Source organism: Streptomyces sp. NBC_00887, from assembly GCF_045207585.1.
Genome location: NZ_CP108788.1, coordinates 6,535,152 through 6,551,213, shown reverse-complemented (window position 1 = coordinate 6,551,213; position 16,062 = coordinate 6,535,152). Strand labels below are relative to the sequence as shown.

15 protein-coding genes and 1 tRNA gene are annotated in these 16,062 nt (G+C 69.5%); 8 read left to right on the top strand and 8 right to left on the bottom strand.

The annotated features are described in order from the left end of the window. Positions 1–13: 13 nt before the first annotated feature. The 4 genes from OG844_RS30020 to xerC all read left to right on the top strand — a co-directional run bounded on the left by OG844_RS30020 (position 14) and on the right by xerC (position 3,072). On the top strand, positions 14–220 hold the full coding sequence (locus OG844_RS30020) for a hypothetical protein (RefSeq protein WP_406394481.1): 207 nt from the start codon (positions 14–16) through the stop codon (positions 218–220). Positions 221–356: 136 nt separating this feature from the next. Continuing rightward, positions 357–1,640, top strand: a complete 1,284-nt coding sequence (locus OG844_RS30015; RefSeq protein WP_406396309.1) for a replication initiator — start codon at positions 357–359, stop codon at positions 1,638–1,640. Next, complete coding sequence (locus tag OG844_RS30010) at positions 1,637–1,843, top strand: excisionase family DNA-binding protein (protein ID WP_351175817.1); 207 nt, start codon at positions 1,637–1,639, stop codon at positions 1,841–1,843. Before OG844_RS30015 ends, OG844_RS30010 begins: the two co-directional genes overlap by 4 nt. Next, entirely contained in the window at positions 1,840–3,072 is a 1,233-nt protein-coding gene (xerC, locus tag OG844_RS30005; protein ID WP_406394480.1) for a tyrosine recombinase XerC, read from the top strand. Before OG844_RS30010 ends, xerC begins: the two co-directional genes overlap by 4 nt. Before the next feature lie 73 nt (positions 3,073–3,145). On the opposite strand, the gene OG844_RS30000 is transcribed toward xerC, so the two are convergent. The 7 genes from OG844_RS30000 to galU all read right to left on the bottom strand — a co-directional run bounded on the left by OG844_RS30000 (position 3,146) and on the right by galU (position 8,653). After that, positions 3,146–3,219: transfer RNA gene (locus OG844_RS30000), tRNA-Ala, on the bottom strand. 87 nt (positions 3,220–3,306) lie between these two features. Then, the gene (gene glpR, locus OG844_RS29995) at positions 3,307–4,464 is read right to left on the bottom strand and encodes a gephyrin-like molybdotransferase receptor GlpR (RefSeq protein WP_406394479.1); all 1,158 of its coding nucleotides are present in this window, start codon (positions 4,462–4,464) and stop codon (positions 3,307–3,309) included. A gap of 124 nt (positions 4,465–4,588) precedes the next feature. Then, positions 4,589–5,209 carry a GNAT family N-acetyltransferase gene (locus OG844_RS29990; RefSeq protein ID WP_406394478.1) on the bottom strand — a complete coding sequence of 207 codons (621 nt, stop codon included), beginning with the start codon at positions 5,207–5,209 and terminating at the stop codon, positions 4,589–4,591. A gap of 17 nt (positions 5,210–5,226) precedes the next feature. Next, complete coding sequence (locus OG844_RS29985; RefSeq protein WP_406394477.1) at positions 5,227–5,808, bottom strand: molybdenum cofactor biosynthesis protein B; 582 nt, start codon at positions 5,806–5,808, stop codon at positions 5,227–5,229. Continuing rightward, positions 5,805–6,305, bottom strand: coding sequence for a cyclic pyranopterin monophosphate synthase MoaC (gene moaC / locus OG844_RS29980; RefSeq protein ID WP_351175827.1), 501 nt, complete (start codon positions 6,303–6,305; stop codon positions 5,805–5,807). Before moaC ends, OG844_RS29985 begins: the two co-directional genes overlap by 4 nt. Positions 6,306–6,434: 129 nt before the next feature. Continuing rightward, positions 6,435–7,745, bottom strand: a complete 1,311-nt coding sequence (glp, locus tag OG844_RS29975) for a gephyrin-like molybdotransferase Glp (RefSeq protein WP_406394476.1) — start codon at positions 7,743–7,745, stop codon at positions 6,435–6,437. A gap of 5 nt (positions 7,746–7,750) precedes the next feature. After that, positions 7,751–8,653, bottom strand: a complete 903-nt coding sequence (galU, locus tag OG844_RS29970; protein ID WP_406394474.1) for a UTP--glucose-1-phosphate uridylyltransferase GalU — start codon at positions 8,651–8,653, stop codon at positions 7,751–7,753. Between the two features lie 105 nt (positions 8,654–8,758). On the opposite strand from galU, the gene OG844_RS29965 reads away from it, so the two are divergent. Next, complete coding sequence (locus tag OG844_RS29965; RefSeq protein WP_406394473.1) at positions 8,759–9,340, top strand: 5-formyltetrahydrofolate cyclo-ligase; 582 nt, start codon at positions 8,759–8,761, stop codon at positions 9,338–9,340. Positions 9,341–9,398: 58 nt separating this feature from the next. On the opposite strand, the gene OG844_RS29960 is transcribed toward OG844_RS29965, so the two are convergent. Next, positions 9,399–12,143: a penicillin acylase family protein gene (locus tag OG844_RS29960; RefSeq protein ID WP_406394472.1), complete on the bottom strand. Its 2,745-nt coding sequence runs from the start codon at positions 12,141–12,143 to the stop codon at positions 9,399–9,401. A 243-nt stretch (positions 12,144–12,386) separates the two neighbouring features. Between OG844_RS29960 and OG844_RS29955 the strand changes: the two genes are divergently transcribed. The 3 genes from OG844_RS29955 to OG844_RS29945 all read left to right on the top strand — a co-directional run bounded on the left by OG844_RS29955 (position 12,387) and on the right by OG844_RS29945 (position 15,988). Beyond that, entirely contained in the window at positions 12,387–13,955 is a 1,569-nt protein-coding gene (locus tag OG844_RS29955) for a potassium/proton antiporter (RefSeq protein ID WP_406396308.1), read from the top strand. A 341-nt stretch (positions 13,956–14,296) separates the two neighbouring features. Continuing rightward, the gene (locus tag OG844_RS29950) at positions 14,297–15,577 is read left to right on the top strand and encodes an MFS transporter (protein ID WP_406394471.1); all 1,281 of its coding nucleotides are present in this window, start codon (positions 14,297–14,299) and stop codon (positions 15,575–15,577) included. A 66-nt stretch (positions 15,578–15,643) separates the two neighbouring features. Then, entirely contained in the window at positions 15,644–15,988 is a 345-nt protein-coding gene (locus OG844_RS29945) for an FmdB family zinc ribbon protein (RefSeq protein ID WP_406394470.1), read from the top strand. Positions 15,989–16,062: the final 74 nt, after the last annotated feature.

The following is a 16,062-nucleotide window of genomic DNA, read 5'->3' as shown; positions in this document are numbered from 1 at the left end:
GAGAACACCCATCATGGCCCAGCCCACCCCTGCCCGCGTGCGGATCTGCCCCGCCTGCGACGGCTTCGCCTCCGCCGCCATCACTCTCGGCGGCCGTGACCGCAACGGCAACCGGCGCACGATCACCGCCCACTGCCGCACGTGCCACGGCACCGGCACCACCCCGCCCCTGCGGACCCTCCTCGACACCGCGGCCGCCGCCGCCTTCACCCACCGCTGACCCCTACGGCCGGGACACTGCGCGCCTTCCGGCCCGGTGTCCCGGCCTTCGCCTTTGAGAGGAGGACTCCACAGTGACCACGACGACCACACCGCCCCCGGTGGGTGAACTCGCCTTCCTCGCCCGCCTGGGCACCATGCCCGGCCTCATGCGCCAACTGCGCGGCCTCGGCGGCTGCACCACCCCGATCCGCCTCGACGGACAGCGCACCGACATCCACCCCGCCACCGGCGAAATCCTGTCCGAGCTCCACTCCTCGGAGCTGCCCGCCGGGAACCTCCTGGTCCGCTGCAACAACCGCCGGACCAGCCGCTGCCCGGCCTGCGCAGAGACCTACCGGCGCGATACGTACCAGCTGATCACCGCGGGACTGCGCGGCGGCAAGGGCACCCCCGAACGCGTGGCCACCCACCCCCGCGTCTTCGCCACCTTCACCGCCCCCAGCTTCGGCCCGGTCCACAACCAACCCGCCTCCGGGCGCTGCCGCTGCGGGACCCGGCACCCCGACGACGCACCCCAGTTAGGCACCCCGCTCGCGGCTTCCTCGTACGACTACGAAGCGGCCGTGCTGTGGAACGCGCACGCTTCCAAGATCTGGGCCCGGTTCTCCATCTACCTGCGCCGGGAAGTCGCCAAGCGCGCCGGGCTCACCCAACGCGACTTCGCCGAACACGCCCGGGTCTCCTTCGCCAAAGTCGCCGAATACCAACGCCGCGGCGCCATCCACTTCCACGCCGTGATCCGCCTCGACGGCCCCGACGGCGGAGACACGCCGCCCCCGGCCTGGGCCACCCCCGACCTCCTCACCGACGCCATCCGCGCCGCCGCCACCGCCGCCAACGTGCCCGGCCCCCTCGTCGACGGCCGCATCCACAAGTTCGCCTTCGGGCGACAGCTCGACATTCGCCCCATCCGCTCCGCGGACTTCGACGGCAACACGGAGCTGACCGAACTGGCCGTTGCCGCGTACATCGCGAAGTACGCCACCAAGGGAGCAGAGACCGCGACCGGCACCCTCGACCGCCCCCTGAAGTTCCTCGCCGAACTCGCCCAGATGACCCTCACTGACCACGCCCGCCAGATGATCCGGACCGCCTGGGCTCTAGGAGCACGTAAGGACCTGGCAGACCTCCGGCTGCGGGCCTGGGCGCACATGCTCGGCTTCCGCGGCCACTTCTCCACCAAAACCCGCCGCTACTCCACCACCCTCGGCGCCCTGCGCACCGCTCGTGCCGAATGGCGACGCCTGCAAGCCGCCATCGCCCACGGTGACCAAACCCCCGCGCCGGCCGATCCGGACGGTGAAGACACCACCCTCGTCCTCGCCCACTGGAACTTCGCCGGAACCGGCCTCACCCGCGGCGAGGAATGGCTCGCCGCCTCCAGCACACCCGACCCGGAAGGAACGATCGCGTCATGACCACCACTGTGATCGAGCGAAGGTGGCACACCACGGCCGAGGTCGCCGACATGCTCGGCTTCGGCCTGTCCAAGACCAAAATGCTCGTGCTCACCGGAGAGATCCGTTCGGTGAAGGTCGGCGGCAACCGCCGCATCCTCCCGGCCTGGGTGGACGAGTACGTCCAGCGTGTCACCGCCGATGCCGACGAGTGGGCAGCATGACCGGCAAGCGCGCCAACGGTGAGGGGTCCATCTACCCGTACAGGAACGGCTTCGCCGCCTACGTCTGGGTGGAGACCCCGGACGGTAGGAAGCAGCGGAAGTACGTCTACGGGAAGACTCGCGAGGAGGTTCACGCCAAGTGGATCAAACTTCACGGGGAGGCCAGTAGAGGGCCTGTCGCTACATCCGTCCCAACGCTTGCGCAGTATCTCGCTCGCTGGCTCAAGGAGGTGGTGGAGCCGGATCTCAAGCCCAAGACCGCCGAGACGTACGCCATGCACGTGCGTCTGTACCTGGTGCCCGGCCTCGGCTCGAAGCGGCTCGACAAACTCGGCGTGCGTGACGTGCGGGCCTGGGTGAACGGGCTCCTCGAACAATGCCAGTGCTGCGCGCAAGGCAAGGACTCCAAGCGCGATGACCCGCGATGCTGCGCCGTCGGGAAGTGCTGCCGACAGGTTCCCTCACGTCGCACGGTCCAGGATGCCCGCGCCATTCTGCGGTCCGCGCTGACCAACGCCATGGCCGAGGAACTGATCACGAAGAACGTGGCCGGGCTGGTCAAGGTTCGCTCCGCCCGCAGGACGCAGCGTCACCCTTGGTCCGTGGAGGAGGCCAGGCAGTTTCTCGAAGCTGCCCGAGCTGCTGGTGATCCGCTGTATCCCGCGTACGTGCTGATTCTCGTCCTCGGCTTCCGGCGTGGCGAAGTGCTGGGGCTCACCTGGGACAGCGTGAACCTCGATGCGGGCGAGATCACCGTTCAACATCAGCTCCAGCGCATCCGGCGGCAGCTCGTGCACGACGAGACAAAGACGGAAGCTTCCGCCGCCATGCTGCCGATGCCCGCGATCTGCGTCGCAGCCTTGGAACTCCGGCACAAGGAGCAGGAGGTGGCCAGGCACGCGGCGGGCCCGTTGTGGAGCGGCTCCGACTTCGTGTTCACCACTCGCTACGGGACGCCCATCGAGCCCCGTAACTTCAATCGCTCGTTCACCGCCCGCTCTGCCAAAGCAGGTGTCCGGCGCATCCGACTGCACGACACCCGGCATACCTGCGGCTCGCTCCTGGCCGCCCTCGACGTGCACCCCCGGATCGCGATGCAGATCCTTCGGCACAGCAAGATCGCCGTGACGATGGAGGTCTATACGCACGTACCTTCCGAAGCGACGCGAAAGGCGCTGCGCAAGCTCGGGAAGCATCTGGGAGCGCCGAGCACTCCACACGGGAAGTAGTTGCTGTACTCCGCTGCTGTACGACGCCAAAGAGCCCCTACCGGATTTCCCCGGTAGGGGCTCTGAGCTGCGGTGGACCTGTGGGGATTTGAACCCCAGACCCCCTCGATGCGAACGAGGTGCGCTACCAGACTGCGCCACAGGCCCTTGCAACGAGTGAAACTTTAGCACCCCCACCGGGGTGCTCGGAAATCCATATGCCGCAGGTCAGCCGAGTCGGCGTCGCCACCGGTCTCACTCGTTGGCCGCACGGGGCCGGTCCCCGTCGTCGTACTGGTCGAAGAGAGGCGTCCGGCCCCGGTCGCGGGAGCGGCGGGGCTGGTTGGCGCGTCGGCGCGGCGCCGGGTCCGCCGCGGGCTCGGCGGGCTGCGCCGTTCCCGCCTGGGTGGGCTCCGCCGTGCTGGAGCGGGCGGCGCTCCAGGTGTCCGGGTCGCCGACCTCCACGCCGCCCGAGGCGCGCGGGGCCACCGGGGCGGTGACATAGGTCGGGAGGGGGACCGGGACCGGCTCCCAGCTGTCGCCCTGGGCCGGCCCTCGTTCGCGCTGCTGGTCCACCCACTCCGCGTGGTCCGTCTGCTCGACGAGGGCGCGGCGTCCTGCCTCCTGCGGGGAGACCGTGGGGGCGGGTACCGGATGGGCGTCGCGCCCTTCGGGCTCCTCGTCGGGCTCGGCGGGAGCCGTCGCCGCGGGCTGGTGCCTGCGGGGACGGTTCTCCCGGAGCCGTTGCGCGGCGACCTCGGCCAGCCGACGGTCCATGGTGAAGGCGAACCGTCGCCGCTCCTGGGCCCGCAGATGCACGATGTACGTGCTCAGCAGCACGGCCGGGACGGCGGGCGCCCACAGGAAGCGGAGTCCGCCGACCGCCGCGACGATCGTGCCGAGCGTGAACGCCAGGAACAGGACGATGGTCGTACGCCGACGGCGCGCCAGCACCTTCGAGCGCCGGGCACGCCGCTCGCGCTCGGCTTCCGCACTCGACGTACGCGCGCGCTGCACGGGCGCGGGCCGCGCCCCCTGCGCACGGCGCTCGGGGTCGGGACGCTCGCGCACCGGGTCGTGCAACCGGGCTTCCGTGTGCGCCGGGGGCGCGGAAAAGGCCCGGACGTCCACGGAACCCAATCGGTCCGTGACGGCATCCGGGTCGACGTCGCCGGGCGCCTCCTCGGCATCGCGCTCCCGCAGCTCCTTGGCGTACCGGCGCTCCATCGCCGCCCGTCCGGACAGCAGCCGGATGGCGGTGCTGAAGCGTTCCGTCGGACGGGCCTCATTGAGCTCGTCCTGCCTGCGGAGCCACATCGGCACCAAGTAGGCGGCCCAGGCCCCGACAATGACTGCGTAGATGAGGCCGCTGCTGCTCACGCTCACACCGTAGAGGGGTTTGCACGGCGGCATCCGCCAATTGGCCCGGTGTGTCGCTCGATCCGGCTGATATCACGGACTTTTTTTGCGATTGTTCAGATCAGCAGTCGACGCGAGTGGGTTCGTTAGCGCTCAGAGAGCGATCAATTTCGAACACTTATTTCATTTCCCCGGGAGTGTGCGGCGCCGTCGGCCGCACTCTGCGCCAACGCCGGAGCATCCCGTCAGGGACTTCTTCCGCGGTGAGGGCAAAGATCAGATGGTCCCGCCACGCACCGTCGATGTGGAGATAGCGGGGGCGCAGCCCTTCCTCACGGAATCCGAGCTTTTCCACGACTCTCCGGCTGGGGCCGTTCTCGGGCCGAATGCACACCTCGACCCGGTGCAGACCGACGTTGCGGAAACAGTGGTCGACAGCGAGCGCCACCGCGGTCGGCATGACGCCTCGGCCCGCCACATCCCGGTCCACCCAGTAGCCGACATGGCCCGAGCACATCGATCCCCAGGTGATCCCGGCCACCGTCAGCTGCCCGACGAGACGCCCCTCGAACTCGATGGCGAAGGGCAGCATCCGGCCCGCGTTCGCCTCGGAGCGCAGATGACGGATCATCTGACGGTAGGTGGGTCGCTGGGCAACCGGGGCGCCGGGCGCGGGGGGCGGGACGGTCGCCTCCCAGGGACGCAGCCAGTCACGGTTGCGCCGGTTGACCTCACGCCACACGCGCTGGTCACGCAGCTTTATCGGGCGGAGGGTGATCTCGCCGTCGGTCAGGATCACCGGCCAGGTCGGGACGTTCAGTTCGAGCTCCCCGGTCGGGGGTGATCGCCGCCGCGCACCTGGTCGACGGCGTGCACCAGAAGCCTGCTCAGGACGGCGAGGCCGTCGCGCACCCCGCCGGTGGAACCGGGCAGGTTCACGATGAGGGTGCCGCCCGCGATGCCTGCGAGGCCCCGCGAGAGCGCTGCCGTGGGCACCATGTCCCGGCCTTCGGCACGGATCGCCTCGGCGATGCCCGGAATCTCGCGTTCGACGACGCGTCGGGTGGCCTCGGGGGTCCGGTCGGTGGGCGAGATGCCCGTACCGCCGGTGGTGAGGATCACGTCGTAGCCGGCTGCCGCGCCGGCCCGCAGGGCCGCCTCGACGGGGTCGCCGTCCGGGACGACCTGGGGGCCGTCCACGGCGAATCCGAGACCCGTGAGCGCCTCGACGATGATCGGGCCACCCTTGTCCGCGTAGACCCCGGCCGACGCGCGGTTGGACGCGGTCACGACGAGTGCGGCGTAGGGGGCGGTGAGCGCGGCGCCGGACGGGGACGGCCCGGCCGGCTCCGGTGCGGGCGGAACGGTGGCCGAGGGATCGTTGTCGGGCACGGTCATGCGTCCGCCCCCTCCGGTGCGGGGCGGCGGTAGTCGCCGGACTTGCCGCCCGACTTCGCCTCCACCCGGACATCCGTGATCACCGCGCTCTTGTCGACCGCCTTGATCATGTCGATCACCGTCAGCGCGGCGACCGAGACGGCCGTCAGCGCCTCCATCTCGACCCCCGTGCGGTCGGTGGTCTTCACGGTGGCGAGGATCTCCACGGCGTCGTCCGTGACGCTCAGGTCGACCTTCACGCCGGAGACGGCGAGAGGATGACAGAGCGGGATCAGGTCCGGGGTGCGCTTGGCCCCCATGATTCCGGCGATCCGCGCGGTCGCGAGCGCGTCGCCCTTGGGGACGCCCTCGCCCCGGAGGAGCTCGATCACACGCGGCGACACGAGGACCCGGCCACTGGCCCGGGCGACGCGCGCCGTGACGTCCTTCTCCGAAACATCGACCATGCGGGCCGCGCCCGCCTCATCGATGTGCGTCAGCCTGTTCTGCGTACTCAACTCACTCCGCCTAGCGGTAGGGCGCCGGTTGCCCGCTCGGCCGCACGCACGTGCGGGCGGGCCGGGGGTCCGGGGGGGCTTCCCCCGGTAAGGCACAGCGCCAGATACCGTACCGCCACCGCACGGAAGTCAGCGGAGGAGGATCACCTCGGTCTCCGCGCCGGGCTCCGCGGAGGTGACGTCCTCGGGCAGCACGATCAGCGCGTCCGCCTGGGCGAGGGCGGCGATGAGATGCGATCCGGAACCGCCGACGGGGGTGACGGTGCCCGCCTCGGAGTCGTACGTACCCCGCAGGAACTGCCGCTTGCCGGACGGCGAGGCGAGCGCCTTGTCCGTGCTCAGCGTGGCACGGACCGTCGGACGGCGGACGTCCTTCAGCCCCATCAGGGTCCGGATCGCCGGCCGTACGAACAACTCGAAGGAGACGTACGAGGAGACGGGATTGCCGGGCAGCGCCAGCAGCGGGGTGTGGTCGGGGCCGATCGAGCCGAATCCCTGCGGCTTGCCCGGCTGCATGGCCAGCTTCCGGAAGTCGATGCCGCTGCCCGGGTCGTCCTCGTCCCCCACGGAGGACAGGGCTTCCTTGACCACGTCGTACGCGCCGACGCTCACGCCGCCGGTCGTGACGACGATGTCCGCGCGGATCAGCTGGTCCTCGATCGTGGCGCGCAGCGTCTCCGCGTCGTCGGCGACTGCCGGCACCCGGTAGGCGATGGCCCCGGCATCCCGGGCTGCGGCTGTCAGCGCGAAGCTGTTGGAGTCGTAGATCCGGCCGCCGGTCAGCTCCTCACCGGGCTGCACCAGCTCGCTGCCGGTGGAGAGCACGACGACGCGTGGGCGCGGCCGCACCTTCACCGCCGAGCGGCCGATCGCGGCGAGCAGCCCGATCTGCGGCGGTCCGACGACCGATCCCGCGCGCAGTGCCAGATCTCCCGGCTGGACGTCGCTGCCCCGGGCCCGGACGTGGGCGCGGGCCTCGACGGGGCGGTGCACACGGACCTCACCGCTCGCCCCTTCCGGGGCGTCGCTGTGGGCGCGCATGGACTCGGCCGGGCCGCCACCCGTGCCCCCGTCGGTCCACTCGACCGGGACAACCGCGTCGGCGCCCGCGGGCAGGGGGGCGCCGGTCATGATGCGGGCCGCCTCGCCGGGGGCGACCGACCGGCCGTCGGCGAGTCCGCCGTCGCCCGCCGCGACGTCGCCGATGACGGTCAGGACGGCGGGGAACTCCTCGCTGGCACCCTCGACATCGGAGACCCGGACGGCGTATCCGTCCATCGAGCTGTTGTCGAAGGGCGGCAGAGCAACCTCGACCATGACGTCCTCGACCAGGACACAGCCCTGCGCGTCGGCCAGCTGGAGCTCGATGGGCTCCAACGGCCGCACCGCGGCGAGGATGTCGTCCAGGTGCTCGTCCACCGACCAGATCGTGGTGCTCAAGCTGTCTACAACTCCTCGTTGACGTAACTGCGGAGCCAGGTCCGGAAGTCCGGGCCCAGGTCTTCACGTTCGCACGCGAGTCTGACAATGGCACGCAGGTAGTCGCCGCGGTCACCGGTGTCGTAGCGGCGGCCCTTGAAGACGACGCCGTGCACAGGCCCGCCGACCTTCTCGTCCTCGGCGAGCAGCTGCAGTGCGTCGGTGAGCTGGATCTCGCCCCCGCGGCCGGGCTCGGTGTGCCGGAGTATGCCGAAGATCGCGGGGTCCAGGACATAGCGGCCGATGATGGCGAGGTTGCTGGGTGCGTCGGCCGGGTCGGGCTTCTCGACCAGCCCCGTGATCCGTACGACGTCACCGTCGGCGGTGGCCTCGGTGGCCGCGCAGCCGTACATGTGGATCTGCGAAGGGTCGACCTCCATCAGCGCGATGACGCTGCCGCCCTCGCGCTCCTGGATCTCGACCATCCGGGCAAGCAGCGGGTCGCGCGGGTCGATGAGGTCGTCACCGAGGAGGACCGCGAAGGGCTGGTCACCGACGTGCGGCGCGGCGCACAGAACCGCGTGGCCGAGGCCGCGCGGGTCGCCCTGACGGACGTAGTGCATGGTGGCCAGGTCACTGGACTCCTGGACCTTGGAGAGCCGTTCGGCGTCTCCCTTGCGGGTCAGCGCGGACTCCAGCTCGTAATTCCGGTCGAAGTGGTCCTCCAGAGGACGCTTGTTCCGACCGGTGATCATCAGGACGTCGGAGAGGCCTGCTCCGACCGCCTCTTCGACGACATACTGGATGGCGGGCTTGTCGACGACAGGCAGCATCTCTTTGGGAGTGGCCTTGGTGGCCGGCAGGAACCGGGTGCCGAGACCTGCAGCCGGAATGACGGCTTTGCTGATCCTGGGGCGCGACTGAGTCATGTGCAGACTCTAACGGGTACGTATGGGCGGAAGATGAGCGTCCGGTTAACTTCGTACACATACGACCCCATACGAGAATTATGCGAGCACCCTTTGAACCATGACATGTCCGGAAAGGCGCCCCTGCGGCACGAACTGCTCGCCGCGCGAAGGCTCCTGACCTCTCAGGACGTCGAAAACGCTGCCGCGGTTCTCTCCTCGGCCGCACTCGTTCTTCCGGAGCTCGACGGGGCCCGGACCGTCGCCGCCTATGTGTCCGTGGGGCGTGAGCCCGGGACCCGCCCGCTCCTGGACGCCCTGCGGGAGCGGAGCGTACGGGTGCTGCTGCCGGTGCTCATGGCCGACAACGACCTGGACTGGGCGGCGTACGAGGGCGCCGAACACCTCCTGCCCGCGGGCCGGGGGCTGCTGGAGCCGGACGGCCCGCGCCTGGGGCCGGCCGCGGTCCTCGACGCCGACGTGGTCCTGCTGCCCGGGCTCGCGGTGGACCGGCGCGGGATGCGGCTGGGCAGGGGCGGCGGCAGCTACGACCGGGTACTGGCCCGGTTGTCGGCGGCCGGAGCCCACCCCGCCCTCGTCGTCCTTCTGTACGACGGCGAGGTGGTCGCGCAGGTTCCGGAGGAACCGCACGACCACCCCGTGGATGCCGTGGTCACACCGGCCGGAGCGCGGCGCTTCACCATCTAGGTGTTCCGTGGCGTCGCCGGGGGTTCCTGGGCGTGGTCCAGGAACCCCCGGGTGCCGCCTAGGGTTTCTTGAGCGTCAGGGTGTCGACCGTGGACTGCCCGACCGCCCTGCTGGTGAAGGACCAGTCGAGCAGCTCTCCTTCGACCCACTTGTCGGTCTGATCGGTGTAGTGAGCGCTGAACGCGTGCCCGGAGGCCCCGGTCAGGTTGATCCAGCGGGACTTGTCCCAGTCCCCCACGTTGACGACCATCCGCATCGACGGGACCCAGATGACGTCGTAGCCGCCCGCCGCGTTCCAGCCGGTGGCGTCGACCGCCGCTTCGCCGCCGCCGAGGTGCCAGGGACCTCGGTTGAGGGCCCGCTGCAGAAGGCCGGGGCCCTCGGTGCCGAGCGTCTGGTTGCGCAGGGTCAGCTGGTGCAGCCGGCCCCAGCTCCAGGTGGTGATGTCCTTGCCGAGCTCGGCCGTCAGCTCCCAGCGGGCGTCTTCCATGGCGCGGGCGAAGAGCTCGTCACGGTCGTCGATCGCCTCTTCGCGGCCCCTGGCCGGAGCCTTCCACCACTCGTTGTCCTTGTCCTCGAGGATGGACTCGACCACCTCGTACCAGCGGTCGCCGCCGTCCGGCTGGGCGGCGTCCGGGGCGCGCTGACCGCATTCCCGTACAAGCTTGACCTGCTCGTCCACCGGGCCCGTGCCGGAGGCGGGCGGCACGCTCAGGCAGTCACCCTCGGCGCGGAGCTCCTTGGGGAGCTTGTTGCCGAAGGCCAACTTCAGGATGTTGCGCCAGACGCTGTTGAAGTAGGCGGCCGCCGCCGAGTCGGGCTCCTGGAGGAAGTCCCAGTTCTCCAGGAGCTTCTGCGCCTCGCGGACGTTCTTGTCGGAGATGTTGATCTTCAGCAGGTCGGGCACCAGCCTCGCGGCGATCACGCTCTGGTTGTCCATCTGCATGTTCTGCATGTCGTCGGTCGAGATCTTCCCACCGCCCTTGATCTTCGACGCGATGAGGTCGTTGATCCGCTGACTACGGGCGCCGTAGCCCCAGTCATTGGTGAGCAGATGGGGGTACTTCTTGTCGATGACGGCCTGGTTGGCGGTGACGATGTAGCCGCGCTCCGGGTTGTACTCGTACGGCAGTTCGTCGAAGGGGACCGGCTCCTTCTCCCAGCCGTACTCCGAAGTCCAACCGGGGCTCGGCACCATGCCCTGACCGGTCTTGCGAACGGGGATCCTGCCGGGAGCCTGGTAGCCGATGTTGCCCTTTTCGTCGGCGTAGATGAGGTTCTGCGAGGGCACCTCGAAGTGCTCGGCGGCCGCCTGGAAGGTCTTGAAGTCCTTGGCCCGGTTGAGCTCGAAGACCGCGTCCATCGACTTTCCGGGATCCAGCGCGGTCCACTTCAGCGCGACCGCGTAGCCGTCGCCGCGGTCCGGGGCGGAGTTGGTGACGGGCGCCTTCTTGCCGACCTTCTCCAGCTCGCTGCTGCGGTCGGAGACCACCGGGCCGTTGTTCGTCTCGCGCACGGTGATGTGCCGGCTGCGGCCGCCGGCGACCTTGATGGTCTCCTCACGGGTGACGAAGGGCTTGATGCTGCCGTCGTACTGGTAGCCCTCGCCCGAGACCTTTTCCAGGAAGAGGTCGGTGACGTCCGCGCCGAGGTTGGTGAAGCCCCAGGCGATGTCCGCGTTGTGGCCGATGATCACACCGGGCATCCCGGAGAACGTGTAACCGGCGGTGTCGTACCGGCAGGTCTCCGAAGGCACCCGGCAGTGCAGCCCCATCTGGTACCAGAGCGAGGGAAGTTGCGGCGCCAGGTGCGGATCGTTGGCCAGCAGCGGCTTGTCGGTCGTCGTGTACTTGCCCGAGACGACCCAGGAGTTCGAGCCGATGCCGCTGCCGTTGGGGCCGAGCAGCGCCGGGATCTCGTCGAGGGTCTCGGAGAGCGCGGAGAGCTGGGTGTTGAGGCCCTGCGCAGCGCCCTCGGGGGTGCTCGAACCGATGTTGTCCGAGGGCTCGGCCTTCGGTTCGAACGTGCCGGTGACCGGGGAGACGGCACCCTGCTGGACGATCGGCTTGTTCTTCTCGTACGGGTAGGCCGGGTAGAGCTCTTCGATCTGCTTGGCGCTGAGCCTGCTGGTCATCAGCGAGCGGTCGATCTCGTCCTGCATGTTGCCGCGCAGGTCCCAGGCCATCGCCTTCAGCCAGGCGACCGAGTCGACGGGGGTCCACTCGGTGGGCTTGTAGTCGTTGGTCAGTCCGAGGGCGGCGTACTCGACGGAGATGTCCCTGCCGTCCTTGCCGTCCAGGTACTCGTTCACCCCCTCCGCGTACGCCTGGAGGTTCTTCTTGGTGTCCTCGTCCAGTTTCGTGTCCCACTCCTCCTGGGCGACCTTGCGCCAGCCCAGCGTGCGCAGGAAGGAGTCGGTCTCGACCTGGCCGGAGCCGAACATCTCGGAGAGCCGCCCGGACGTCATGTGACGGCGGACGTCCATCTCCCAGAAGCGGTCCTGCGCGTGGACGAAGCCCTGGGCGCGGAAGAGGTCGCTGTCGGAGTCCGCGTAGATCTGCGGGATCCCGTAACTGTCGCGTTTGACGTCGACGTTGCCGGTAAGACCCTTGAGCTCGATCGAACCGGTCGTCTGCGGGTACGAGGCCCGAACCGTGGAAACGGACCAGAACGCGCCATACCCGACACCCGCGACAAGCGCCAGCACCAGGACGATCACGAACAGGCGGGCGCGTCGCCCCTTCTTCCTGCCGGGCTTCTTCGCATCGGAAGAACCGGAAGGGGCGGTTGTGTTGGCGGGCATCGCTGTCCTTCGAGGGGCAGGGTGGTCCTGGGAGTGCAGGAGCAACCATAGGCGCCCCGCCGAAGCCACTCGGACGCGGTATGGGGATGCATCCATTTGCGCACCGCTCGCACGAACACTCGAAGGCGTCAAGAAAACGTTAAAGATTAGGTAAGGTAACGAAGTACTGGCCCCCGGAGGTCGATCCGGAAGGCGTACGCGGGGAAGGAACGGACCCTGACTGTCCACGATCTCAACGAACTTCTGCTCGTCTGCTCGCTCGTCCTGCTGGTCGCTGTCGCGGCCGTACGCATTTCGTCCCGCAGCGGGTTCCCCAGCCTGCTCCTGTACCTCGGCATCGGGATCGCCATGGGTCAGGACGGCATCTTCGACGTCAAGTTCGACAACGCCGAGCTGACCCAGGTGATCGGCTATGCCGCGCTGGTCGTCATCCTGGCCGAAGGCGGACTGGGCACGAAGTGGAAAGAAGTCAAACCCGCGTTGCCGGCAGCGGCCATGCTGTCGACCGTCGGGGTGGGCATCAGCGTGGGCGTCACCGCGAGCGCGGCGCACTATCTCGTCGGCCTGGACTGGCGACAGGCACTGATCATCGGCGCGGTCGTCTCCTCCACAGACGCGGCGGCCGTCTTCTCCGTGTTGCGCAAGGTCCCGCTCCCGTCCCGGATAACGGGCGTACTGGAGGCCGAGTCGGGCTTCAACGACGCCCCGGTGGTCATCCTGGTGGTGGCGTTCTCCACGGTCGGCCCCGTGGAGCACTGGTACGTGCTGGTGGGCGAAATAGCCCTGGAGCTGACCATCGGTGCGGTCATCGGGCTCGCGGTGGGCTGGCTCGGCTCCTTCGGGCTGCGTCACGTCGCGCTGCCCGCGTCCGGCCTCTACCCCATCGCCGTGATGGCCATCGCGGTGTCCGCGTACGCCGCCGGCGCGATGGCTCACGGAAGCGGATTCCTGGCCGTCTACCTCGCCGCGATGGTCCTCGGCAACTCCAAGCTGCCGCACTGGCCGGCCACCCGGGGCTTCGCCGACGGGCTCGGCTGGCTGGCGCAGATCGGCATGTTCGTCCTGCTCGGCCTGCTCGTCACCCCGCACGACCTGGGCGACGACTTCTGGCCCGCCGTGGTCGTGGGACTGGTGCTCACCGTCATCGCGAGGCCCTTGTCCGTCTTCATCAGCCTGGCGCCGTTCCGGCTGCCGGGGCGCGAGAAGGCCCTGATGTCCTGGGCCGGGCTGCGCGGCGCGGTGCCCATCATTTTGGCGACCATTCCCATGGTGTCCGAGATCGAGGGCAGCACGAAGATCTTCAACATCGTCTTCGTCCTCGTCGTCGTCTACACCCTCATCCAGGGCCCGACCCTGCCCTGGCTCGCGAGAGCCCTGAAGATCGGCGAGGACCCGTCCGAGGCCGCCGACCTGGGCATCGAGTCGGCACCCCTGGAGCGGTTGCGGGGGCACCTGCTGTCCGTCGCGATCCCGGGGAGGTCGAAGATGCACGGGGTCGAGGTCGGCGAGCTGCGACTGCCCGCCGGAGCCGCCGTCACCCTCGTCGTGCGGGACGGGAAGAGCTTCGTGCCCGCGCCGTCCACCGTGCTGCGGCGCGGGGACGAGCTGCTGGTGGTGGCGACCGACCCGGTACGGGACGCGGCGGAAGCACGGCTGCGGGCGGTCGGCGAGGGCGGCAAGCTGGCCGGCTGGCTCGGCACGACAGGCCCCCGGGACAACGGGTCCCTGGGAATGGAGATGCCCCACGTGATGAAGCTCGCGAAGAGGCTGGGCAAGGGCGGCAAGCACGAGGACACGCGAACGCACCACTGATCGGAGGTGGTGACGCGTGCCTCGTGTGCAATCACAGGCACATACGACGCGCAGCCTGTAGGATGAAGGATTGCTACCGAAGATCCACCTGATTTAATCTAGATCGACCACATTGATCGACCAGTCTTGATCGACCACCTCTGCCTGATGCAGAGCTGGCGCGACCCGTATGGCGGTCGTGGCGCCCTTTTCGCTTCCATCTCATCTCTGGAGCGAGCGCCCGGCATCTACCGCAGTTCCGCGCGAAGAGGACAGCTCTCGGCAGCTCCCGCACGAGCCGCGCACCCCGGGTGACGCGGCACCCGGGAGCACGGCTACCAGGCGGCAGAAAGGCAAGGACCGTGGCATCCACGGTCTCCGACCGCCCCGGTTACGGGCAGTTGCTGCGCACCCCCGGTGCGTGGACCTTCCTCCTCCCGGGCTTCGCGGCCCGGCAGCCCTTCGCGATGCTGACCATCGGCATCGTGCTGCTGGTTCAGCACACCACCGGTTCGTACGGCAGCGCGGGCGCTGTCGCCGCCGTCTCCGGTGTCTCGATGGCACTGTTCGCACCGCAGGGCGGCAGGCTCGCCGACCGCTTCGGCCAGCGCGCCGTGCTCCTGCCCGGCGTTCTGGTGCACTCACTGTCCGTGGGCGTCCTCACCGTGCTCGCCCTGGCGCACGCACCCCTGTGGGCGCTGTTCCTGGCGGCCGTACCCGCCGGAGCCTCCATCCCGCAGATCGGGCCGATGGTCCGGGCCCGCTGGGCGGCCCGGCTCGGGGCCGCCCCGGGGCGGCCCGCCTCCCCGCTGATGTCGACCGCCGCGGCCTTCGAGTCCGTGACGGACGAGTTCACCTTCGTCGTCGGCCCCGTCCTCGCGACGGCGCTGTGCACCGGCGTGCACCCGGCGGCCGGGCTGATCGCCGAGGCCGCGCTGACGCTGGTCGGCGGAGTTCTCTTCGCCGCCCAGCGCTCCACCCAGCCCGCCCCCCGCAGCGCCGCGACCGCCGCCGAGCCGCACCGCTCCGCACTGTCCGTACCGGGGGTCCGGGTACTTGCCATCACCTTCCTGGGGATCGGCGCCGTCTTCGGCGGAATGCAGGTCTCGCTGACGGCGTTCTCCGAGGAGATCGGCAGGCCGGAAGTGAACGGGCTGCTGTACGGGGTCTTCGCGGCCGGCAACATGCTGGCCGGGATCGCCTGCGGGGCCATCGCCTGGAAGAGCAGTCCGCGTCGCCGGCTGATCGTCGGCTACGTGGCCCTGACCCTGACCGCTTCCGGGCTCTGGGCGGTGCACTCCGTGCCGCTGCTGGCCGGTCTCGGGCTGCTGGTGGGTCTGTGCATCGCTCCGGCGCTGATCAGCGGGTACACGCTGGTCGAGGCGCTGGTGCCGGCATCGGCCAGGACTGAGGCCTTCACCTGGTTGACGGGCGCTGTGGCGCTCGGCCAAGCGGCCGCTGTCACCGTGGCCGGACAGCTTGCGGACTCGCACGGTGCGAGCACCGGATTCGTGGTGCCGCTACTGGGAACGGCGCTGGCGCTGGCAACCCTGCTGGCCCTGCGCTCACGGCTGGCACCGAGGTACCGGGGGCGGACGGTGGCACGTGGGATCGGTCACCGCGAGCCGGTCACGGTGGACTGATCGCTCGGAATACGTCAGTATGGAACGTCGTTAGCACTCACTGAGTGAGAGTGCCAGGAGGAGCAAGTGCCGACCTATCAGTACCAGTGCACCGAGTGCGGCGAGGGCCTCGAGGCGGTGCAGAAGTTCACCGATGATGCCCTGACCGTGTGCCCGAACTGCGAGGGACGCCTGAAGAAGGTGTTCTCGGCGGTCGGCATCGTCTTCAAGGGATCCGGTTTCTACCGGAACGACAGCCGCGGCTCCTCGTCGAGCAGCACGCCGGCGACGTCGCCCGCGAAGGCATCCGGTTCCGCGTCCGCCACGTCGACGTCCGCGTCCGGGTCGTCGGGTTCGGACTCGAAGCCCGCCGCGTCAAGTTCCTCGTCGTCCTCGTCGGCCTCGTCGTCGAGCGGCACATCGGCTGCCTGAGGCCGCACACGTACACCACACGCTTCACCGGGACCCCGTCGATCGACTCGGCGGGGTCCCGGTCGTGTCCGCCC